This is a genomic window from Glaciimonas sp. GNP009 (genome assembly GCF_054343755.1).
On the sequence record NZ_JBTGUV010000004.1, the window covers coordinates 3,520,023 to 3,540,605 of the forward strand.

Annotated in this window: 19 protein-coding genes and 3 tRNA genes; 11 read left to right on the top strand and 11 right to left on the bottom strand. The window is 48.9% G+C overall.

Translation table 11 applies throughout. The annotated features are described in order from the left end of the window. Positions 1 to 263: 263 nt before the first annotated feature. Entirely contained in the window at positions 264 to 1,205 is a 942-nt protein-coding gene (locus tag ACXX82_RS16305; RefSeq protein ID WP_322236599.1) for a CysB family HTH-type transcriptional regulator, read from the top strand. 255 nt (positions 1,206 to 1,460) lie between these two features. On the opposite strand, the gene ACXX82_RS16310 is transcribed toward ACXX82_RS16305, so the two are convergent. The 3 genes from ACXX82_RS16310 to ACXX82_RS16320 form a co-directional block, all read right to left on the bottom strand. Beyond that, on the bottom strand, positions 1,461 to 1,919 hold the full coding sequence (locus ACXX82_RS16310) for a hypothetical protein (protein ID WP_323506978.1): 459 nt from the start codon (positions 1,917 to 1,919) through the stop codon (positions 1,461 to 1,463). 78 nt (positions 1,920 to 1,997) lie between these two features. Then, positions 1,998 to 2,120: a hypothetical protein gene (locus tag ACXX82_RS16315; RefSeq protein ID WP_323506979.1), complete on the bottom strand. Its 123-nt coding sequence runs from the start codon at positions 2,118 to 2,120 to the stop codon at positions 1,998 to 2,000. Positions 2,121 to 2,358: 238 nt separating this feature from the next. Then, complete coding sequence (locus tag ACXX82_RS16320; RefSeq protein ID WP_458563269.1) at positions 2,359 to 3,954, bottom strand: MFS transporter; 1,596 nt, start codon at positions 3,952 to 3,954, stop codon at positions 2,359 to 2,361. 27 nt (positions 3,955 to 3,981) lie between these two features. On the opposite strand from ACXX82_RS16320, the gene ACXX82_RS16325 reads away from it, so the two are divergent. From ACXX82_RS16325 to ACXX82_RS16335, 3 genes are read left to right on the top strand one after another with little or no spacing between them, the layout of a single operon-like run. Beyond that, complete coding sequence (locus tag ACXX82_RS16325) at positions 3,982 to 4,215, top strand: hypothetical protein (protein ID WP_322236605.1); 234 nt, start codon at positions 3,982 to 3,984, stop codon at positions 4,213 to 4,215. A 29-nt stretch (positions 4,216 to 4,244) separates the two neighbouring features. Continuing rightward, positions 4,245 to 5,588 (top strand): chloride channel protein, encoded by a 1,344-nt coding sequence (locus ACXX82_RS16330; protein WP_458563270.1) that lies wholly within the window; start codon positions 4,245 to 4,247, stop codon positions 5,586 to 5,588. Continuing rightward, positions 5,581 to 6,237, top strand: coding sequence for a class I SAM-dependent methyltransferase (locus ACXX82_RS16335; protein ID WP_322236609.1), 657 nt, complete (start codon positions 5,581 to 5,583; stop codon positions 6,235 to 6,237). The genes ACXX82_RS16330 and ACXX82_RS16335 overlap by 8 nt, the downstream gene beginning before the upstream one ends. Positions 6,238 to 6,267: 30 nt before the next feature. Here the strand turns inward: ACXX82_RS16335 and ACXX82_RS16340 are convergent, their stop codons facing one another. Next, positions 6,268 to 8,514 (bottom strand): mechanosensitive ion channel family protein, encoded by a 2,247-nt coding sequence (locus tag ACXX82_RS16340; RefSeq protein WP_323506982.1) that lies wholly within the window; start codon positions 8,512 to 8,514, stop codon positions 6,268 to 6,270. Between the two features lie 370 nt (positions 8,515 to 8,884). Here ACXX82_RS16340 and ACXX82_RS16345 point away from each other — a divergent pair, with 370 nt between their 5' ends. Further along, the gene (locus ACXX82_RS16345; RefSeq protein ID WP_322236613.1) at positions 8,885 to 10,063 is read left to right on the top strand and encodes an ABC transporter substrate-binding protein; all 1,179 of its coding nucleotides are present in this window, start codon (positions 8,885 to 8,887) and stop codon (positions 10,061 to 10,063) included. A 179-nt stretch (positions 10,064 to 10,242) separates the two neighbouring features. On the opposite strand, the gene panC is transcribed toward ACXX82_RS16345, so the two are convergent. The 4 genes from panC to metG all read right to left on the bottom strand — a co-directional run bounded on the left by panC (position 10,243) and on the right by metG (position 14,680). Further along, the gene (gene panC / locus ACXX82_RS16350; protein ID WP_322236614.1) at positions 10,243 to 11,082 is read right to left on the bottom strand and encodes a pantoate--beta-alanine ligase; all 840 of its coding nucleotides are present in this window, start codon (positions 11,080 to 11,082) and stop codon (positions 10,243 to 10,245) included. A 155-nt stretch (positions 11,083 to 11,237) separates the two neighbouring features. Then, on the bottom strand, positions 11,238 to 12,089 hold the full coding sequence (locus ACXX82_RS16355) for a segregation and condensation protein A (RefSeq protein WP_322236616.1): 852 nt from the start codon (positions 12,087 to 12,089) through the stop codon (positions 11,238 to 11,240). A 60-nt stretch (positions 12,090 to 12,149) separates the two neighbouring features. Further along, on the bottom strand, positions 12,150 to 12,359 hold the full coding sequence (locus tag ACXX82_RS16360; RefSeq protein WP_322236618.1) for a DUF3460 family protein: 210 nt from the start codon (positions 12,357 to 12,359) through the stop codon (positions 12,150 to 12,152). Positions 12,360 to 12,568: 209 nt separating this feature from the next. Then, positions 12,569 to 14,680 (bottom strand): methionine--tRNA ligase, encoded by a 2,112-nt coding sequence (metG, locus tag ACXX82_RS16365; RefSeq protein ID WP_323506983.1) that lies wholly within the window; start codon positions 14,678 to 14,680, stop codon positions 12,569 to 12,571. A 209-nt stretch (positions 14,681 to 14,889) separates the two neighbouring features. On the opposite strand from metG, the gene apbC reads away from it, so the two are divergent. From apbC to ACXX82_RS16395, 6 genes are all read left to right on the top strand, one after another. Beyond that, positions 14,890 to 15,972: an iron-sulfur cluster carrier protein ApbC gene (apbC, locus tag ACXX82_RS16370; RefSeq protein ID WP_322236621.1), complete on the top strand. Its 1,083-nt coding sequence runs from the start codon at positions 14,890 to 14,892 to the stop codon at positions 15,970 to 15,972. A gap of 174 nt (positions 15,973 to 16,146) precedes the next feature. Next, a complete protein-coding gene (locus ACXX82_RS16375; RefSeq protein WP_322240508.1) occupies positions 16,147 to 16,515 on the top strand; it encodes a DUF4399 domain-containing protein in 369 nt (122 codons plus the stop codon). A 139-nt stretch (positions 16,516 to 16,654) separates the two neighbouring features. Further along, on the top strand, positions 16,655 to 18,112 hold the full coding sequence (gene gltX, locus ACXX82_RS16380; RefSeq protein WP_322236622.1) for a glutamate--tRNA ligase: 1,458 nt from the start codon (positions 16,655 to 16,657) through the stop codon (positions 18,110 to 18,112). 63 nt (positions 18,113 to 18,175) lie between these two features. Further along, positions 18,176 to 18,251 (top strand) — tRNA-Ala (locus ACXX82_RS16385). 69 nt (positions 18,252 to 18,320) lie between these two features. After that, positions 18,321 to 18,396: transfer RNA gene (locus tag ACXX82_RS16390), tRNA-Glu, on the top strand. 146 nt (positions 18,397 to 18,542) lie between these two features. Next, positions 18,543 to 18,618 (top strand) — tRNA-Glu (locus ACXX82_RS16395). A 221-nt stretch (positions 18,619 to 18,839) separates the two neighbouring features. Here ACXX82_RS16395 and ACXX82_RS16400 read toward each other — a convergent pair. The 3 genes from ACXX82_RS16400 to ACXX82_RS16410 all read right to left on the bottom strand — a co-directional run bounded on the left by ACXX82_RS16400 (position 18,840) and on the right by ACXX82_RS16410 (position 20,167). Then, positions 18,840 to 19,163 (bottom strand): hypothetical protein, encoded by a 324-nt coding sequence (locus ACXX82_RS16400; RefSeq protein WP_322236624.1) that lies wholly within the window; start codon positions 19,161 to 19,163, stop codon positions 18,840 to 18,842. A 194-nt stretch (positions 19,164 to 19,357) separates the two neighbouring features. Next, positions 19,358 to 19,510 carry a DUF3309 family protein gene (locus tag ACXX82_RS16405; protein ID WP_322236626.1) on the bottom strand — a complete coding sequence of 51 codons (153 nt, stop codon included), beginning with the start codon at positions 19,508 to 19,510 and terminating at the stop codon, positions 19,358 to 19,360. Between the two features lie 138 nt (positions 19,511 to 19,648). Beyond that, a complete protein-coding gene (locus ACXX82_RS16410) occupies positions 19,649 to 20,167 on the bottom strand; it encodes a glycine zipper 2TM domain-containing protein (RefSeq protein WP_322236628.1) in 519 nt (172 codons plus the stop codon). Between the last annotated feature and the right edge of the window lie 416 nt (positions 20,168 to 20,583).

Genomic DNA, 20,583 nt, shown 5'->3' on the forward strand with positions numbered 1-20,583 from the left:
ACAGTCTGAATCGTAATAAACTTCTTCTTTATTACCAACTACAGAGTATTTATTTGCTTATATGCGTATTTGGTATATAGAAAAATGATGTGGGATTATGCGAGGTCGCCTAGGTAGCCAGCTTGTTATTCTCTTAACTATATAGGCGTCTGTCTATATCGGGAGAGTTGGCAAGCCTGTTGCTGGGAAATTTTGCGAAAGTCTTAATAGACAATACGACATCACGTTTTAATCACAGCGCTAGAAAAAAAAAGGGCAGGCCTATGAATCTCCATCAGTTTCGCTTTGTGCGCGAGGCGGTCCGACAAAACTTTAACCTGACCGAAGCTGCGAAGGCTTTATATACGTCTCAGCCCGGCGTGTCGAAGGCAATCATTGAATTAGAGGAAGAGCTTGGCGTCGATATTTTTACCCGCCACGGCAAGCGCATACGTGGTCTGACCGAGCCTGGGCGCCAGGTCTTGAAGTCGGTCGAGGCCATCATGCAGGAGATCGAAGGGCTAAAACGCATCGGTCAAGAGTATGCCGCCCATGATAGCGGCAGTTTTACGATTGCCACCACGCATACCCAGGCGCGTTACTCGCTGCCTAAAGTAGTACAAGCATTTACGCTAAAATTTCCGAAGGTGAGATTGTCTTTGTTGCAAGGAAATCCAAAGCAAGTTGCCGACATGGTACGCAATGATCAGGCTGATCTGGCCTTGGCAACTGAGGCCATCGCTAACGCGGAGGGATTAATTACCTTGCCATGTTATCAATGGGAACATATGGTTGTGGTGCCGCCCGATCATCCTTTGTTGCAGTCAAAGTCGCTTACGCTCGAAGAAATCGCCGCCTATCCTTTGATTACCTATGACAGCGCATTCGCAGGCCGCAGCAAAATCGATCATGCGTTTTCGCTACGGAATCTTAAGCCAGACGTTTTGCTGGAGGCGATTGATGCCGATGTCATTAAAACTTATGTTGAGCTGGGAATGGGTGTGGGAATTATTGCCGGAATGGCATTTGATTCGGAGCGAGATACCGGCCTTCGCGCGATCAAAGTTGGTCATCTGTTTGGTACGAATGTATCGCGTGCAGCCGTCAAGCAAGGTGCTTACCTGCGTAGTTACGTCTACACGTTCATTGAATTGCTGGCACCGACGATGAACAGAAAACTCATCGAGCAAGTAATGAGTGGTGAAAAAGACATGTACGAGTTGTAGCCTTGCCCGTTTGGGATTGAACAAAAAGTCCGAGCGAGTCTGCTTTGCGGCGAGTTCGATAGGCAGTTGTTAAAACGGCCTCCTTCGATGCGGCGTTGTGCGCTGACCAAGGTCGGCAGGATAAATACCCGGCACACGCCTTATCGAAGAGACACTGCACAAAATCCAGCTATGTGAATTACGGCAAACCGCGTTTGCGGCTGCGTCTAAGGTTGTCGTTTTAAAGAGTATCTGGCGTTAATCCAGCATTAATAGTCAATAGCCTGCATCCCTGATTGCATCTTTAGTCGCATGCAAGGCAATGTCAATATGTCTTACCGCTTCGTGCTGCATACCGCGAATGCGCGGATCGTCCTCTTCTTGGCTCACGTCCTGACGCGCCTTGCTTAAGGCTTCAACTGCATCATGCAGGCGACCGTTATGGTCTCTATGGATGTCGGGGCGTTGCGCGCTCTGAAAATCTTTTCCAACATCTCGCCCTGATTGAACGACCAGATTTTTGGCGGCGTTGATTTCAGTTAGGGCAACTTGCTCGTTGTGACCCATTACCCAATTGTCGCCGCCGCGATGGGCGATTAACCAATTGGCGGTATCGAGGTCTTGCAGTGCATGGATGTAAGAAGCATGCCGCCCTGGCTCGTCAGCATGGGCGAGGGTCGCCATCACCCCAGACATGGCAATCATGGAGAGAACGAGTTTATGGCTAAGTTTCATAGGGTTTGTCCGGTTAGTTGAAGTGGGGTGGTGGTAAAGCAGCGCATCGGTTGGACGCGCTGTAAAAGATAAGGGGGATTAATAGCGGTACGCAGCATATGGGCGATCGTAATAGCCGCGATGGGCTGGAACGATGATGCAGCCAGATAACACTGAGCTGAGAATTGTGCCTAGTACCACGAGTTGAATGAGCTTTTTCATTTTCCATCCTTCCTAATTAAATTTCCAGATAATCAGGATGCCACTCGTTAACCTGTGAAGGTGCAACCAAGGTGTGTGATTTGTAAGCGCATGTTAGGCGCGGATTTGATGGGAGGTGGAGGAAGTTTTGCGTAAAAAACGAAGAATTACGAAGGTGCAGTGCAGAAGCGAAGGAGGAGACGACTCTGGAAGTCATCTCCTGGTAATTCATGTTAAGTGAGTGCGTAGCGACAAGTTGTTATTCACTTACAATAGTCGCTGGTGACTGTGCATTTAACGATACCTTTGGCACCCGACGTACGAGGCCGACACCGATGACCGTCACAATCACAGCGAGACCGACGCCCATGTGAATGGAGCCAATCAGGCCATCGCGCGCGGCTTCTAACAGAAGTTGTCCGTTATGCCCTGCGTCAGCCAATTGCTTTAACACCAATGTTTGCGTTTCATGGCTGATCAAAATTTGGGGATCGGCAAAACTCGGAAGCCATTTCCCTGCATTATCACTCTCTAACGCTTGCTGAACACTGCTGGCGTACATGTGATTAATCAAGGTGCCAATAATCGCAGTTCCGATCATGCTGCCGATCATACGGAGCGATTGCATCAGCGCGGTAGCGATTCCAAGATGTTCACGGCCTGCCTCTTGTTGAATAAAAACAGTCAGATTAGGCAAAATAAAGCCGAGACCGAGACCGCCCATCAGCATGAAGCTTGCGATAACATTGTGTGAGGTCCAGCGGTTCGATATGACGACGCCGAAACAGGACAGTGCTAACAAGATAAAGCCGATATACAGCATAACGATCGGATTTTTGATCCGCGTAATAATACGGCCGTTAGCAATACTGCCAACCATTATGAAGGCCACCAAGGGAGTGATCAGAAGACCAGCCTCTTGCGGAGGCAGGCCGAAACCGCCTTGGTATAACAGCGGTGCAAAAAACATTAACGAAAACATGGAAAAGCCGCTCAGCAGTGAGAGTAGAAATAAAGTCGCAAGTTTTGGGTGGAATAGCAGATCAAAGGGCAGTATAGGCTGCGGCGCATGATGCTCCCATTTCCATAGCGCGTAAAAGGACGCAATGCTTGCGACTAACAACGTCAACATGCCGAGCGACAGACCGTGCTTCGGTAGCATTTCCACAAATAGTTGCAAGCAGCCTAGCGCGGCTGTGATAAGAAGTGCGCCGGGCCAGTCAAGTCGAATTTTGGCGTCAGGATCAGAGTGCCGCAAGTGCGGAAGGTATTTCCAGACGAAAAATAGTGACAGCAATCCGACCGGGAAATTCACAAAGAATACCCAGCGCCAGCCCCAGTATTGGGTCAAAAAACCACCTAATGATGGTCCAACCGCTGTCGAAATACCGAACGCGGTACTCATCATGACTTGCCAGCGCAAGCGGGTGTGAGCGCCGGGGAATAAGTCGGGAATACAGGCAAAAGCGGTACCAACCAGCATGCCGCCGCCGATTCCCTGGACGCCACGTCCGATTACCAGCCAGAGCATACTGTCGGCGAGGCCACATAAAATTGAGGCACCCGTGAATAATATGATGGAGACAATCACAAAAGGCTTGCGTCCATAATAGTCACCCAGGCGTCCGAAAATAGGAACTGTGATGACAGAAGTGAGCAAGTAAGAGGTCGCAACCCAAGCGTATAAATCAAAACCTTTTAGTTCAGCGACGATAGTCGGAAGGGCTGTGCCGACGATGGTAGAGTCTAATCCGACCAGCATGATGACAAATGCAATACCTAGCATCGCCAACAGTGATTCACGAAAAGGAAGTATTTGGTCGCTTGAGTGAGCGGCGGCAGAATGAAGGGCCATTGAAGTAGAGTTTGATGAGGCTACTGAATGTTATTCACTGCATTCACGTTGCGGAAAAAAGCCACGTTAATGCAGGTAAATCACTTAGTTAGTGGCAACAGCGGGATTTATTTGTATATTCATCATGATACGCCGGTTCTCCAGTTTCCGCTGAAAACCATTCACTCCAGTATTTTTGATGTCAAAGTAACAAAAAATGCCTCGTTAATCGATCAAACTGCATGGAATAACGTCCATATGACGATACCCGCACTACATTAATTTATAATGCCGCTTTTGCACCCAATTAAATGAACCTGCTTCCATCGAATATATCTGGTCAAACGCAGCGTCATTTACGACGAGTTTGGCGTAAATACGGCATTTTATGGCTGGGAGCGGTATTGGTAGGGTTGGTCGCGGTCTTGTATGCGCGCCTGATAGATGCCGGGTTTGGCATTTTTCGCATGTTCCAGCAAGCCCATTTTTTGCTCCCGATCATTATTACGCCATTGGCCGGTGCACTTTGTGTGTGGCTGACACGGCGGTTTTTTCCGGGCGCGGAGGGAAGCGGGATTCCCCAGGTAATCGCGACGTTGGAAGAAGACACCACGCAGCGTGGACTGTCGTTACTGTCGATCAAACTGTTGTTTGGCAAAATCGCTATTTCATTTTTAGCGATCCTGGGCGGTTTTACTATTGGTCGGGAAGGCCCGACGGTGCAAGTTGGTGCGGCGCTCATGTTCAATTTGCGACGCCTTTATCCACGCGCCAGTGCCGCGCTTGAGCGACGTCTGATATTGGCGGGTGCGGCTGCCGGTCTGTCTGCTGCATTTAACACGCCCTTGGCAGGAATCGTGTTTGCGATTGAAGAATTGACGCGCAGTTTTGAGCATCGCGCCAGTGGCGTGGTGATTACTGTGATTATTTTTGCCGGTGTCGTGGCACTCGGTTTAAATGGGAACTACACTTATTTCGGTACGATCCAGATTGCTGGCGGTCTGACTAATATGCTTGCGTTGGCGGTCGTTGTAACAGGCATTGTGACGGGTATTGCTGGTGGTATTTTTTGTTGGTTGTTACTCAACACTGAGCGTTGGATACCGAAAAAAGTGCAAGTTTTACGTCGTGATCGCCCCGTTGTTTTCGGCGCTTTATGCGGATTGATAGTAGCGCTCATTGGTGTCGTTGCCGCTGGCGCAACCTTTGGAAGCGGTTATGTGGAAGCGCAAAGTTTGCTGGCCGGCGGTCATTTGCCCGTGTTATATCCCTTTTTGAAGATGGCATCGATGGTTGGTTCTTATTTACCAGGCATCCCGGGCGGCATTTTTGCGCCATCGTTGTCTATCGGTGCCGGTTTCGGTAATTTATTGCATCTGTTATTCGATAATACGTCGTTGCAGATGTTGATCGCTTTGGCGATGGTGGGATATCTGGCGGCAGTGACGCAGTCGCCGATTACTGCTTTCGTGATCGTGATGGAAATGATTAACGGCCACGCTTTAGTGATTTCATTGATGGCAACGGCACTGATCGCCAGCCGGATATCACGGTTTTTTGCGCCTCCACTTTATGATGCACTGTCAGAGCGATACCGGCTGTCATGTGCGTCGCAGATTGTTTCACCGGATTTAAGAAAGTCAGAAAATGCTTAAAAAAGATATGGCGGAGTATTACGCCAAACGTGCCGAAACTTACGAAGAAATTTATACCCGTCCAGAGCGCGAGGATGAACTGTTAACGCTGCAAGTGCGCGTGCAAGAATTGCTGGAAGGTCACGATGTATTGGAATTAGGCTGCGGAACCGGCTTTTGGACTAAAGAGCTTGCTGCTTCGGCAAAATCGGTTACTGCTACCGATATCAATCCGGAAGTCATGAAGCTGGCGCAGGCCAAAGAGTTTCCCGCAGATAAGGTTCGCTTTGCGATAGCCGATGCCTTTGACCTTCAGCTGGATCGCACGTACACGGCGGTGTTTTTTGGGTTTCTGTGGTCGCATATTGCGCGTGAAGATCAAAACAGGTTTTTGCTGCATTTGCGCGAAAAGATTGGATCGAACACGTTGATGGTGATGTTGGACAATAGCTATGTGGAAGGTAGTAGTACGACGATTGCGCGTACCGACTTGCTGGGAAATACTTTTCAGCATCGCCGCTTGCCGGGCGCACCACATGGCGACCGCTATGAGATTTTGAAGAATTTTCCTAGTGACAGTAATTTGCGCAAGCGGTTGGCGTCTGATACGCGGGATTTGCGTATTTTGAGGTTAGAGCATTATTGGTTGTTGAATTGCCGGTTGAAATAAACTTTTTTAGATCGTCGGCAACTACTCTCATCAAGCAATAGGTTGAATTAACGCTTCTTGATTTTCGGGCGGAGCTGCGGGGGCTGGAAAATTTGCCCATTCATTGGCAAATGTGACTGTGGTTGTCGCGTCAATTTTTGCTTTGATGCGCAGGTTAAAAGCGCGACCAACCTCCCATTGCGCTTGAGGTCTGGTGCGGAAGGCACCCGTCAAAATGGCACCATGCAGGTCAAAACCGTTCAGGCCATAGATGTCGATGGGGGCCAGTAGCAAACGGCGCAAATGCAGGTCGTTCATCATCTCGTTGCCGGTTTCCTGCATCAGGTTAAGCGCATCTACGATGCTTGACTCCAGGGTTACGTGTAATTTTAGCGCTGCATAAGCGTATTCTCTCGAATCGTTTTTTACGGCAAGAATTTGTGAAAATGGCACGCTATGCACCGATCCGCTGCCGTCGCGTAAACGTACGGTGCGAATGGATAAATGCTCCACCGTTCCGATATGGCCGTTTCCTACGTCAACCCAATCACCGACCGACATCGAGTCTTCGATCAGAATAAAAATCCCGGTAATGACATCTTTTACCAGTGATTGGGAGCCAAATCCGATGGCAAGGCCGACCACGCCTGCCGACGCCAAAAGCGGGGTGACATTCAGGCCCAGATTTGCCAGTGTGGTGATGACCGTCGCGGTCAAGATGATCAGCAGCGAAGCATTGCGTAGGAGCGGCAAGATGGTGCGCATACGTATACTTGGGTTGCGGCCGTAGCGCCCGCTGCGGCTTGGTGTAATTGCTTCCTGAATTGCCGTGTCCAATAATATCCACGCAAGCCATGCCATGGCTAACGTCAGCCCGATCTTGCCCACTGCGGCGAGAATCAAATGGCCAATTTGGGTCGTGTTGGCATAGTCTAGCAACGAACGATCCCAAATTCTGGTGAGTAATTCTATAAAACCAATCCACATTACAATTTGCAGCAAACTGAAAATGGCTGCTTTTAAACGCAGAATGTAAGGAGATTGCCGACGCAGTGATGTCCGTTTTTTTCCGCGGCCAATTCGCTTTAGCAGAGTGCCGATAAAAAACATACCAACCAATAACGCGGCACTGCTGAGCGCGTGATCTAGCGCCGCGCCGCTGCTGGCGGGACCGAATACTGTAGCGAGACTCACGCCGCCTGCTAAAAGCAAGATTGGGTAGTGCCACAAGGACGCCACAATTTCCAATGTTTCCATACGTGCGCGGTGGGTGCTACGCACTTCTAAGGATCGGTTACGGATCAAGTGGGCGATTGGGCGTCGAAAGCGCAGCGCAAAAACCACACATAAAATAGCAGCAATCAGGTTGGCTGACGTCGCTACCAAACTGGATAGTGCACCACCGATAATTGAGTACAGTTTGGGATTGTTGATCGCGTCGCCAAACCAGCCAGCGAAGCCAATGAAGTACAACAATCTCCAGGCGCGTCGATACAAAATGTGGATGGCGACATTGCGATGACCGCTGTAGGAAAGTGAAAAAATGATCGCGCACACTGCTCTGAATACGCTTGCGCCAATCATGGTGTACAGCAAAAGTGTGGCAAGTGCGCGACCAAGCGCCGCCGGTAAGCTCAAGACGACAGCGATCTCTACCAGAAGAGCCAGTACCAACGGCATGATATGACGCAAGATATAGATCAGTAATTCTTTGATTCCAGGATCGGTGGAGAGTGTTTCCTGCATGTCGAAGTGCTCACGCACGCGCTTGCCTAAGTACTGAAGAGTGAAAACAACAAAACCAAACAAAGCCAGCATTTCGACGAAATGCACCAATACGTAAAGCGGTGTTTCGCCCTTTTGTCGTGAAAAGAGGGTCGAGAGTTCATCGGCTGCGCGGGCAAACTGCAGCTTCCAATATTTTTGTGGTGCGGCAACATTGCCGTAGTTTGTCTGGACGGCATCAAGGCTGTCAGAAATTAATCCGATCAATCCCTTTTCAGCCGGTATCGGTGCTTTGGTTTGCTGTTCCGCTTGCTGAAGTGCAGCCACTAAAGCAGTAGCAGCGGGATTTGCTTGTAATGTTTTAGCTAATGCATTGAGTGTGGACGATGATGTGGCAGCCGCTGCATTCGATGCTGGCGTGGTCGTTGTTGTGGTTGTTGTCGTCGTCGAAGTGGCAGGTACTACCTTGCTATCTGAAGCCGACCAGGCTGGGACGATATGCAATAACAAGCAAATGATGAGCAGCAACTGCGCAGAGGACAGCGCCAGCGCGCCAAGTCGAGTGGAGCTCATAGTAGGCATAATGACGTAAAAAAAACATAAAGAAGTGATCTTACCGCAGCGACGGCAACGCAACGCATGCGTTATGCCGTTTAACGTCGTCGTTGTGTTTTTGCGTTACCGTTTGACTTGGTTCTGGTTCCTATGATGGCTCTTTCAACTATTTCTTATAAAAATATTATGGCGAATTTCAGTGCACTTCCAATCTAAAATTATTGTTTAACAATTAATTATATTGGGATCGTCATATGTCAAGTAGATTGCATCACGCAATAAGCTGAGCAATATGGAAACTTCAGGCAAACTGCACTGTGGTCGATTGATATGGGCTTTGTACGGGTTTTGGATGGTTTCCTTTCGTTTTCTTTTGGTTAATGGCTATATGAAAAAAATCGACACACTTGGGTTGCAACATGGTTGCACCGGTATTGTTTTTCTGTGTTTTTCTTTATTCACTCAGATTGCCTTCGCGCAGATAAAAATCGGCGTCGATCTCGCCTTGACGGGCCCAGCGGCTGCGATAGGTGCGCCCACTAAAAACACCGTCCTATTGTGGCCAAAGCAGATTGGCGGGCAACGCGTCGAGTACATTATTCTCGATGATGGTTCCGATCCGAGTAACGCGGTACGTAATGCGCATAAACTCATTAGCGAAGATAAAGTTGATTTGATCGTTGGCCCGAATACCACGCCGAATGCGTTAGCTTTGCTGGATGTCATCGCTGAGGGCGAAACGCCGATGATTGCATTGGCGGCGTCCGCGTCAATAGTTTCGCCTCTGGATGCCAAGCGGGCGTGGGCGTTCAAAATGCCACAAAATGACTCGCATATGGCGACGATACTGACACAGCACATGGCCGACAATCACATTAAGACAGTCGCTTTTATCGGATTTGCGGATGCTTACGGCGATAGTTGGTGGCGTGAATTTTCAAGGCTGGCAGAGCTGCGGAAGATAAAGATTGTTGCCAGTGAGCGTTACAATCGGACTGATACGAGTGTCGTTGGACAGACACTTAAAATTATGTCGGCCCAGCCTGATGCAGTGTTGATTGCGGCAGCGGCCACGCCTGCAGTGTTGCCACAAAGAACGTTGGTCGATCGTGGCTATAAAGGACGCATCTATCAGACTCACGGTATTGCTACGCTTGATTTTCTAAGAGTCGGTGGCAAGGATGTTGAGGGGACTTTTTTCCCAACCGGACCCGCGGTGGTCGCCAGACAATTGCCGAATAGCAATCCCGTCAAGAAGACAGCATTAGACTTTACGACTCGCTATGAAGCGGCGTATGGTCCAGATACCATGACCCAGTTTGCCGCCGATGCTTGGGGCGCGTATATGTTAATTGCGAACGCGATACCGCAAGCATTGACCAAAGCCAAACCCGGTACTAAACAATTTCGAGCTGCGCTCCGTGATGCGTTGGAGCAAACGCACAATCTGACCGTTCCGCAAGGTGTGATCAACATGAGCCCTATCGATCACGTTGGTCTTGATCAGCGCTCCCGAGTGATGGGGCGTATTGTGGGAAATAAATTCACTTATGCTTACGGAGGATGAGGGATGTGTTGTGGAGCCGATGATCCAATTTTTATTAAAATATTAACTTAATGATCGAGCAATGTAGCACAACATTAAATGCAGGATTATTTACTTAGTGGACGTTGCCTGATGTTTTCTTTGTAAAATCGGTGCAATGTCAGAACTATTGCACCGGATTGGTCTATCCCTCACGCCAATTAAATTTCCAGATTGTCGATCAGCCGCGTGATGCCTATTTTTGCTGCGGCCAAAACAACCAGTGGTTCGCCCTTTGCTACTTCGCTGGCCGATGCTGGTTGCAGGTTGCTCCGCTTACGAACTGAAATGTAATCGGGCTGCCAGCCAGCTTCACGGAGTTGAGCGATTGCATCTTGTTCCAGCGCGTCGATCGTTTTCTGACCGCTACGGACACCTTCCGCCACTTGCGTCAGCATCTTGAACAAATTCGGCGCTTCAGCACGGTCCTCCGCAGATAAATACATATTGCGGGAAGAGAGCGCCAAGCCATCGTCAGCCCGAAAGGTTTCTGCAGCGATGATGTCGGTAGGTAGCGCAAACTGTTTTGCCATGTTCCGAATGATCATTAATTGCTGATAATCTTTCTTGCCGAAGACCGCCACGCGCGGTTGAACGCATGAAAATAGCTTCATTACTACGGTGGTGACGCCGGCAAAAAAGCCGGGACGGAATTCGCCCTCTAGTGTATTGCCGAGATCGTCCGGTGGACTAATGCGAAATTCCTGTGGTTCTGGATAAAGATCTTTTTCCGTTGGTGCAAACAGGACGTATACGCCTTCCTTCTCCAGTTTTGCCACGTCTGCGGCAAAAGTACGCGGATATTTATCGAAGTCTTCATTGGGCCCAAATTGCAGACGGTTGACAAAAATCGACGCCACAATAGGATCGCCGTGACGTTTGGCCAGCCGCATCAGTGATAGATGGCCATCATGCAAGTTGCCCATAGTTGGCACGAAGGCTGTACGTAGCTGGCCGCGCATGTGGTCACGCAATTCTTCGATAGAGGAAATAATTTTCATGAAATTGATCAGGTGATAAAAGTCGAATACAGCAACGGACTGCAGCGGCATAACACGGTATAAAAAATGTTTGGTTAATTTATTTGGGAGTTTTTCGTCGCCGATCGCGCTGCGGAATCACGCTTTAAGAATCGGCCGAAGTAAAAGAGTCATCATCAGGACGGGGAATAAGCCAGACGCACGTAGATCGGTGCAAAGGGTTCGGCTTGCGTGATTTCGATCAATGTTTCTTTGGCAAGTTCCAGCAGGGCGATGAAATTCACGACTAGTACGGGGACGCCGCGTGCGGGATCGAACAACTCGGCAAATTCGACGAATCTGGCGGACTGCAAACGTCGTAAAATACCCGTCATGTGTTCGCGGACTGATAGTTCTTCGCGACTAATGATGTGATGTTGTGTAAGTTTGGCGCGTTTGATGACATCGGCCCAGGCGGATTGCAGGTCGATGACAGCGACTTCTGGCCAGCGTGTGACGATGCTTTGTTCAATATAAATTTGGGTGCGGACAAAATCACGCCCCAATTGCGGCAGCTCGTTGATTTCACGTGCCGCTAATTTCATTTGCTCGTATTCCAGCAAGCGACGCACTAACTCTGCCCGAGGATCTTCTGCCTCTTCGCTGTCGGTTTTTCTGGAAGGCAACAACATCCGCGATTTAATTTCAATCAGCATCGCCGCCATGAGCAGATATTCAGCGGCTAGTTCAAGGTTAGTAATACGAATCTGATCAACGTATTCCAGATATTGCAATGTAACTTGCGCCATCGGAATATCAAGAATATTGAAGTTTTGCTTGCGGATTAAGTAGAGCAACAGATCAAGCGGCCCTTCGAATGCTTCGAGAAAGACTTCCAGCGCATCCGGTGGAATGTATAAATCGCTCGGCATGCGAAATAGCGGTTCGCCATACAGACGTGCAAACGCGACACCGTCGACTACGTTCGGTGTCGAGTCTGGCTGTCCCTCAACGGTGATTTCAGCGGCGTCTGACGAATTCTGCGTCATAGTGATCTTTTGACACCGCTGTTAATCGTCTTATGTTTGCGGGAGAAAGCCGTCGCAATATTAGTGCTCGTTTTGATAAACGTAGGGCTGTTGTGGAACGCGGGAGTCATTTGAGCGCAGTTGACTATCAAGATCGATAGGTGTTTTGTCCCATAAAAGTGCCCGACCGGCCAGTTGTTCTTGTTCCAATGCAGGGTTCTTTACCTTCAGTTCGCTGATGAACTGGGTGATTTCGGACTGGTATCCAGAAAATTGCTTGGAAAATTTCATTATATTTACCTGTTTTACTTATTTAGAAGCACATAAAAGTTAAGCGCTATTTTATGTCATTTCTTGCAGTGATGAATCGATAGTTGCTTTATGGATAACTTTTCTATTGTTCTATTATTTGTTACGGAAGTAGAATCAAAAAAACCAATGTCGACCAGCGACTCTTTACGAATAGGCTGGCCGTCACATTTACTGCTATTTATAGGTTATTAGCGAATCCGCATTCCCGGCGCAGCGCCTGGCCACGGAGTGAGAATATAAATACCTGGATTGGCTTTTTCATCCGCCGCTGAAGCCGCTAATACCATGCCTTCGGATATGCCGAATTTCATTTTGCGCGGTGCAAGATTGGCAACCATGACGGTCATCTTGCCAACCAATTCCTCTGGCTTATAAACGGACTTGATGCCAGAGAATACATTCCGTAAGCGACCTTCACCGACGTCAAGTGTTAGTCGCAACAGTTTGTCGGATCCTTCAACGTGCTCACAGTTAACTATTTTAGCAATTCGTAAATCGATTTTAGTGAAGTCATCAATTTTGATTTCCGGTGCCAGTTCTTCGATAGCCACGTTATCTTCCGCGCCAGTAACTGGAGCCGCTTCAATGGCGAGTCCATCCTCTTTGCCTTCTGGCGGTTCGAACAAAGCTTCCAGCATTTTAGGCTCAACCCGAGTCATCAAATGCGTGTAGGCATTAATTTGGTGACCATTACCAATCGGCAAATTAATATCACCCCACTGCAACGGCGCGATCTGCAAGAAGGCTTCGACTTGCTTCGCTAGTACCGGCAAGACGGGCTTTAAATAGATCGTCAATATTCGGAACGCTTCGAGAAGGCGGCTGCAGACTTCATGCAAGGCGGCTGACTTGCTCGGGTCTTTGGCTAGTTCCCAAGGCTTATTAACGTCGACGTAGGCGTTGATGATATCGGCCTGATCCATGATGGCGCGGAGTGCTTTGCCGTATTCGCGTCCTTCATACAGGTTTTTGATATCGGCGGAAACGGCGCGGAGATTTGCCAGAAACGGATCGCCATCGGTGGCCCAAAGCGTGCTGACCTTACCATCGAATTTTTTGGCAATGAAACCAGCTGCACGACTGGCGATATTGATGTATTTGCCAATCAAATCAGAGTTCACCCGGGCAACAAAATCATCTGGATTAAAATCAACGTCTTCGACTTTGGCGCTCAATTTGGCAGCGATGTAATAACGCAACCACTCTGGGTTCATGCCGATGTCGAGATAGCGCAATGGCGAGATACCCGTGCCACGGGACTTCGACATCTTTTCACCGCTAACAGTGATAAAACCGTGCACGAAGATGTTATTCGGCACTTTGCGCCCGGCAAACTTGAGCATTGCTGGCCAGAACAACGTGTGGAAATATGTAATGTCTTTACCAATAAAGTGGTATTGCTCAGTGCTAGGATCAGCCATGAAGGCATCAAAGTCACGACCGGTTTTGTCGAAATAATTTTTGAGTGATGCCAGATAGCCAATTGGCGCGTCCAGCCAGACATAAAAATACTTGCCCGGTGCATCAGGAATTTCAATACCAAAGTACGGCGCATCGCGGCTGATGTCCCAGTCACCCAGACCACCGTCGCCCTCTAACCATTCTTTGGCCTTGTTGGCGACTTCAGGTTGCAGACGATTGTCTTCGAGCGCCCATTGGCGCAAGAAGTCTACGCAACGTTGATCTGACAGTTTGAAGAAGAAATGTTCTGACGATTTCATGATCGGGGTGGCGCCCGACAATGTGGAGTACGGATTCTTTAGATCGGTGGGCGCATACACGGCGCTGCAATTTTCGCAAGAGTCGCCGTATTGGTCTTTGGTGCCGCATTTTGGACACTCGCCCTTAATGTAGCGGTCCGGCAAGAACATATTTTTGACCGGATCGAAAAATTGTTCGATGGTCTTGGTTGTGACCAGTTCGGCATCGTCGCGCAGGCTGCGATAGATTTCTTGCGACAAGGCGTGATTTTCAGGGCCGTCAGTCGAATGCCAATTGTCAAACGCGATATGGAACCCGTCCAGATACTCTTTGCGACCGGCCGCAATATTGGCGACAAATTGTTGCGGCGTGATCCCGGCTTTTTCAGCGGCGATCATGATTGGTGCGCCATGGGCATCGTCGGCACCGACAAAATGTACCTCATTGCCCAGCATTCGTTGGAACCGTACCCAGATATCGGCCTGGATGTATTCCATGATGTGGCCGATGTGGAATGCGCCGTTGGCGTAGGGCAGGGCGGTCGTAACGAATAGCTTGCGCGGAGGTTGCAAAGGTGAAGTGCTCAAATTGGTGCTCATTTAGCGATGCTGGTTTAAGTAAAACAGTGATTTTAGCAGTGCCAGCGCCTATCTCGTGCAAAGTAGGGCATCGTTACACCTTCCGGTGTGCCATTGTTGTTATTTGGAAAACTTTAGTGTGACCGAGTTTTCTGTCCGATTTTGGCATCTGATCTGCGCCGATCAGACGATTTAGTTTAGACTTGGCGCAATCATATAGAGGAGAAATAATGAGCGTCACGATTGAAGCGGTTAAGACCGCATTGTCCAATGTTATTGACCCTAACACCGGCAAGGATTTGATTTCCAGCAAATGTATAAAAAATATTCAGTTAGACGGCGCGAATGTTGCGTTTGATGTCGAACTGGGTTATCCAGCGAAAAGTCAATTTAGTTTGATTCGTAGTGCCGCAATTGCTGCGCTTAGCGGTATCGCGGGCAATGTCAGTGCGAATGTCTACTCAAAAATTCAAGCGCATTCGGTGCAGCGTGGTATCAAGTTGATGTCTAACGTCAAGAACATCATCGCCGTCGCTTCGGGCAAAGGCGGCGTCGGCAAATCAACAACAGCGGTAAACCTCGCGTTGGCCTTGGCCGCGGAGGGTGCACAAGTCGGTATTTTGGATGCGGATATTTATGGTCCGTCGCTGCCGATGATGATGGGTATCAGTGGTCGCCCTGAAACCAAGGACGGCAAAACGATGGAGCCGATGGAGAATCACGGCTTACAGGTTTCCAGCATCGGTTTTATGGTGGATCAGGATGAGCCGATGGTGTGGCGTGGTCCGATCGTCACCCAAGCGCTACAACAGTTGCTGGACCAAACCAACTGGCGCGATCTGGATTATCTGATTGTTGATATGCCGCCGGGAACTGGTGATATTCAATTAACGTTGTCACAAAAAGTTCCGGTCACCGGCGCAGTCATCGTTACAACTCCGCAAGACATTGCGTTGCTGGATGCGCGCAAGGGCTTGAAAATGTTTGAAAAAGTCGGCGTTCCAATTCTCGGTATTGTAGAGAATATGAGTACGCATATCTGCTCAAATTGCGGTCATGCTGAAGCCATCTTTGGGGCTGGAGGTGGCGAAAAAATGTGCAGCGAATACGGTGTTGATTTTCTGGGTGCGCTGCCGCTGACGATGTCGATTCGTGAGCAGACGGACTCTGGCAAGCCGACAGTGATTGCAGAGCCCGATGGGCCGATAGCGCATATCTACAAAGAGATTGCGCGGAAGGTGGCAATCAAGGTGGCGGAGAAGGCTAAAGATATGTCGAGCAAGTTTCCGACAATTGTGATCAAGAACGATTGATCGCAGTATGGTAACGCAGAGCGTGTCAGGTCAATTGGACTGGCTGACACGCTCAGATGCTATGATCCTTTGGCTGGTTCCAATTGGCTGGCTCGCTTAACGAGCCGTTCGTTCTCATTGAAAAAGGGTCATACGATGAAATCACGATTATTTACCGTACTTTTTAGCGTTTCGATGTTGGCCGCAGGTTTTATGCCGCAAATGGCACACGCTGCGTCTGTTAATTTTGTGTCACCCGCCGATGGTGCAGTGCTCACCAGCCCCTTCCCTGTCAAGTTTAGTGTCACGGGAATGGAGATTAAACCAGCGGGTGATATGACGCCAAGTACAGGGCATCATCATCTATTGATCAACCAAGGGCCAATTAAGGCGGGAGAGGTAATTCCTGCTGATGCGCAGCATCTGCATTTTGGCAAGGGCCAGACTGAGACGATGGTTACTCTGCCACCGGGCAAGTACAGTTTGACGATGCAACTCGGTAACGGCTTACATCAGTCGTATGGTCCCGAATTAAGCAAAACAATTAACGTCACCGTTAAATAAACCCTTTGCGTTGCCCGGACTAGCACAGCAAGTGATCAAGGGCGCAATCGGCGCAGATGTTCCCTCTGCCGGTGCAACGCGGTAAAATGTGGTTTTCATTGATAGCGGCTTTGGCAATCCAAGGCCGTTTTTATTTATCATGACCGCCACTACTTCAGCAGTAACTCCTCCTTTATCTCCTGTTCGCACCCGATTTGCGCCAAGTCCAACCGGCTATTTGCATTTGGGTGGTGCGCGCACAGCATTGTTTTCCTGGGCTTACGCTCGTCACTTTGGCGGTACGTTTGTATTGCGCGTCGAAGATACCGATCTTGAGCGTTCAACGCCGGAAGCGGTGGAGGCCATCATCGAAGGGATGCAATGGCTTGGTCTTGAGCACGACGAAGGTCCCTTTTTTCAGATGCAGCGCATGGACCGTTATCGTGAAGTGATTGCACAAATGCTGGCTGACGGCAGCGTCTACTATTGCTATTCGTCGCCTGAAGAAGTCGAAGCCATGCGCGAAAAAATGCGCGCTGCGGGTGAGAAGCCGCGCTACGACGGAACCTGGCGCCCGGAACCGGGCAAGACTTTGCCTGCGATTCCTGCTGATCGTACGCCGGTCGTGCGCTTCAAAAATCCTCTGGATGGTGACGTGAGTTGGGATGATGTCATCAAAGGCACGATTACCATTTCCAATCGTGAGATGGATGACCTCGTTATCGCTCGGCCTGATGGCACGCCGACTTACAATTTTTGCGTGGTAGTTGATGACTGGGATATGAAGATTACGCATGTCATCCGTGGTGACGACCATGTAAATAACACACCGCGCCAAATTAATATTTTGAAAGCACTCGGCGCGACTTTGCCTTTGTACGGTCACGTGCCGATGATTCTTGGCGCGGATGGCGAAAAGCTCTCTAAGCGCCATGGCGCCGTGAGCGTGATGGATTATCCGGCGCAAGGTTATCTGCCGGAGGCGATGCTGAATTATCTGGCGCGTCTGGGTTGGAGCCATGGTAACGAAGAAGTGTTCTCGATTGCGCAGTTTTGTGAGTGGTTCGACTTGGATCATCTATCGAAATCGCCAGCACAGTTCAATCCGGAAAAGCTGGCTTGGGTGAACAATCACTACATTAAGTTAGCAGACAATAACCGCTTGGCTGAATTGGTACGGCCATTGATGGAAAAAAATGGTGCCGATTTCTCAGATAGCGCTGACGGGTTATTCAAAGCACCGGATCTGGCAAAAGTCATCGGCCTGATGAAAGAGCGCGCCAACACCACGCATGAGATAGCCACGGCTGCGATGCTGTTTTATCGTCAGCCTGCGCCAGATGCAGCATTACTTGACCAGCATTTCAACGCTGTCGCAGCGACTATTAAGCCAGCACTGGCCGATTTCGCTGAGCGCTGCAAAACGGTTGAGTGGAATAAAGCGGCATTGGCCCCGATGATTAAGGAAGTGTTGGCAGCGCATGCGCTGAAAATGCCTCAAATTGCGATGCCAATGCGCTTGATGCTGACCGGTCAGTTACAGACACCGGCGATCGATTTGGTGCTGGAATTGTTTGGTCGCGAAACTGTATTAAACCGCCTACAGAAATATCTTTGATAAATCTTCAAAACGGGATTGTCAGGGAGGTCATTACTTTGCTATAATTTCGCTTCTTCGCAAGGGGGTATAGCTCAGCTGGGAGAGCGCTTGCATGGCATGCAAGAGGTCAGCGGTTCGATCCCGCTTACCTCCACCAGCGTAAGCAGGTGGAGTAAAAAAGAGTAAAGTAGCAAAGTAATACCACTAGCAGTACGGACAGATTATTGTCCCCATCGTCTAGAGGCCTAGGACATCACCCTTTCACGGTGAGTACAGGGGTTCGAATCCCCTTGGGGACACCAGATAAAAAAGTCGCATCTGCGTGATGCGACTTTTTGTATTAAGACCGAATAGGTCGAGCATTGCAGATTTAGTGTAAATTGTAAGCGAAGCAAGGCCACGCGAGCAAAGCTGTGTATGTACAGCAAAGTAGTAAGGACAGATTTCTGTCCCCATCGTCTAGAGGCCTAGGACATCACCCTTTCACGGTGAGTACAGGGGTTCGAATCCCCTTGGGGACACCAAGATAAAAAGCCCGCATCGGTTGATGCGGGCTTTTTGCATTGTTGGAAATATCACCGTATATCGATCATTAATAAAAAATCACTAAATAAACACTCTCTACAGATAGATTTTAAGAGTGTGATCAAAGATGTAATTATATTGTTGTATTAAATCCACAATGGTGGTGTGATGATGGATATTGTTTTTGAATGATCTGCATCAACTTTAAAAGTTCACATTTTCATTCCATATCAGAATCAGCACGTTGGCGTGCTAACACGCGATGCGCACGTTGCATATCGCTCGCTAAATTGCTCTTCGCCTCATTACGACAAGCAGCCAGTTCCCTATTGCGTAAACTACGGCACTCATTTAGTGACTGTTGATAAGCCGCGTTGGCTTCCTTTGTCATGTTATTGAAGCGCGCACGCGGGGACATGTCCTCGCTATGCCAGCGAGGCGGGTCTTTCATTTGTACATTTTCTTCGGCGGCGAAAGCGTGCATCGCGTAACTTCCAGTCGCTATCAGAGCGGTTAGGAAAGCAGCGTGAATTTTGCGGTGCATGGTTATTACTCCTTGCTGCGGTAATGTTGCTGCGCAGCGGTTTATGAGATGCAAGAAAAGTGGTTCAACTTAGCTTGAGTCCACCGATAAACATTTGTCTCAGGTGAGAGTTTTGTTGCGGCATAGTGCTATTGTCTAAAGAGTCATTACCCATTAGGGTCACAATGCACGTCAGGCTTATGTTAAGCGTGACCTTACAGCCGTCCGGTGAGCAATAACACAATGAGCACGATGACGATGACGCCTGTGATGCCACTTGGTCCATAGCCCCAACTGCGGCTATGCGACCAGGTTGGTAGCGCGCCCACCAGTAATAGAATCAAAATAATTAGAAGGATCGTTCCCATGCTTTACTCCTCTTTGGTTAGTTGTTGCAAAAAAAGATGTAACGCCAAGCATGTGATGCAGCTTCGACCTGTTTTTTAAACTTGCGGACAAGTCGATTTTGTCGGATGTGATTGTGTCTATCCTTTTAGCGCAATCGATTAATAACGTGAAATTTGGCCGTTATCGATCCTTACTCGATCACCTACGCGTAAATCCCCTGGATTGCTGAGATTGATGGTCTGGTAACCGTTGTCGTTCATACGAACGCGCACGTCGTAAGAGGAAGGAGTTTGATTATTGCGTTGCTCCAGCTGGTTTCCGACTACCGCGCCGCCGACCGCACCGCCAACTGTGGCGACTGTATTACCAGTTCCATGACCGATTTGATGCCCCAAGACGCCGCCTAGTAGGCCACCGACTAGTGCGCCTGCAATTCCGCGGCTTTGGTTTTCTCCTTGAACGACATCGATGGCATCAACGACGCCGCGGCCGTTATAGGATTGTCGGCTCGATGGAATGTTTTGATTGGGCGGATTATATTGATTTGATTGATAAGATTGATTTGGAGGATTGCGGTATTGCTGTCCATCGTATGGGCTGGCGCAAGATGCAAGAAGAAGGGTCCCGCCGATCACCGTCGAAACTAAAAAAGTGCGGGATATATTGTTGTATTTCATGGCATCTCCTAAATCCATTGACTAGTCGTGATAGATGAGTACGGAATCTCAGTGTGGATTGGTCGTTACCAACCTTCTTCAACGTTAGTGAAAACTAAAAACACTTTTTCTAAATATGCTGCCCTGAAGGTCAATGCATAAAAATATAGATGAGTACTACGATGACTGCCGGTACGCCGAGCAGCCATGCTAAAAAATACTTACCCATGACGTAATCCTCTCGAATCGGTTGGCGAAAAAAATAACATCACGAATTAAGTTTTAGAGTAAGTTTTAGGGATAAGGAGCTACTAGATCGCCTCAACGAGCTAGTTAATTATAAAGAAAAAGGATTTCTAACTCTATCGGACGGGGGCTCTTAATGCTGTAGGACTACGCGAAGTAACCTAGCCGAACGTCAGCCGTTGGCTACGCAT

Coding starts and splice junctions, on each gene's coding strand:
- ACXX82_RS16305 (WP_322236599.1), top strand. CDS start 264: ATGAATCTCCATCAGTTTCGCTTTGTGCGCGAGGCGGTCCGACAAAAC.
- ACXX82_RS16310 (WP_323506978.1), bottom strand. CDS start 1,919: ATGAAACTTAGCCATAAACTCGTTCTCTCCATGATTGCCATGTCTGGG.
- ACXX82_RS16315 (WP_323506979.1), bottom strand. CDS start 2,120: ATGAAAAAGCTCATTCAACTCGTGGTACTAGGCACAATTCTCAGCTCA.
- ACXX82_RS16320 (WP_458563269.1), bottom strand. CDS start 3,954: ATGGCCCTTCATTCTGCCGCCGCTCACTCAAGCGACCAAATACTTCCT.
- ACXX82_RS16325 (WP_322236605.1), top strand. CDS start 3,982: ATGTTATTCACTGCATTCACGTTGCGGAAAAAAGCCACGTTAATGCAG.
- ACXX82_RS16330 (WP_458563270.1), top strand. CDS start 4,245: ATGAACCTGCTTCCATCGAATATATCTGGTCAAACGCAGCGTCATTTA.
- ACXX82_RS16335 (WP_322236609.1), top strand. CDS start 5,581: ATGCTTAAAAAAGATATGGCGGAGTATTACGCCAAACGTGCCGAAACT.
- ACXX82_RS16340 (WP_323506982.1), bottom strand. CDS start 8,514: ATGAGCTCCACTCGACTTGGCGCGCTGGCGCTGTCCTCTGCGCAGTTG.
- ACXX82_RS16345 (WP_322236613.1), top strand. CDS start 8,885: ATGAAAAAAATCGACACACTTGGGTTGCAACATGGTTGCACCGGTATT.
- panC (WP_322236614.1), bottom strand. CDS start 11,082: ATGAAAATTATTTCCTCTATCGAAGAATTGCGTGACCACATGCGCGGC.
- ACXX82_RS16355 (WP_322236616.1), bottom strand. CDS start 12,089: ATGACGCAGAATTCGTCAGACGCCGCTGAAATCACCGTTGAGGGACAG.
- ACXX82_RS16360 (WP_322236618.1), bottom strand. CDS start 12,359: ATGAAATTTTCCAAGCAATTTTCTGGATACCAGTCCGAAATCACCCAG.
- metG (WP_323506983.1), bottom strand. CDS start 14,680: ATGAGCACCAATTTGAGCACTTCACCTTTGCAACCTCCGCGCAAGCTA.
- apbC (WP_322236621.1), top strand. CDS start 14,890: ATGAGCGTCACGATTGAAGCGGTTAAGACCGCATTGTCCAATGTTATT.
- ACXX82_RS16375 (WP_322240508.1), top strand. CDS start 16,147: ATGTTGGCCGCAGGTTTTATGCCGCAAATGGCACACGCTGCGTCTGTT.
- gltX (WP_322236622.1), top strand. CDS start 16,655: ATGACCGCCACTACTTCAGCAGTAACTCCTCCTTTATCTCCTGTTCGC.
- ACXX82_RS16400 (WP_322236624.1), bottom strand. CDS start 19,163: ATGCACCGCAAAATTCACGCTGCTTTCCTAACCGCTCTGATAGCGACT.
- ACXX82_RS16405 (WP_322236626.1), bottom strand. CDS start 19,510: ATGGGAACGATCCTTCTAATTATTTTGATTCTATTACTGGTGGGCGCG.
- ACXX82_RS16410 (WP_322236628.1), bottom strand. CDS start 20,167: ATGAAATACAACAATATATCCCGCACTTTTTTAGTTTCGACGGTGATC.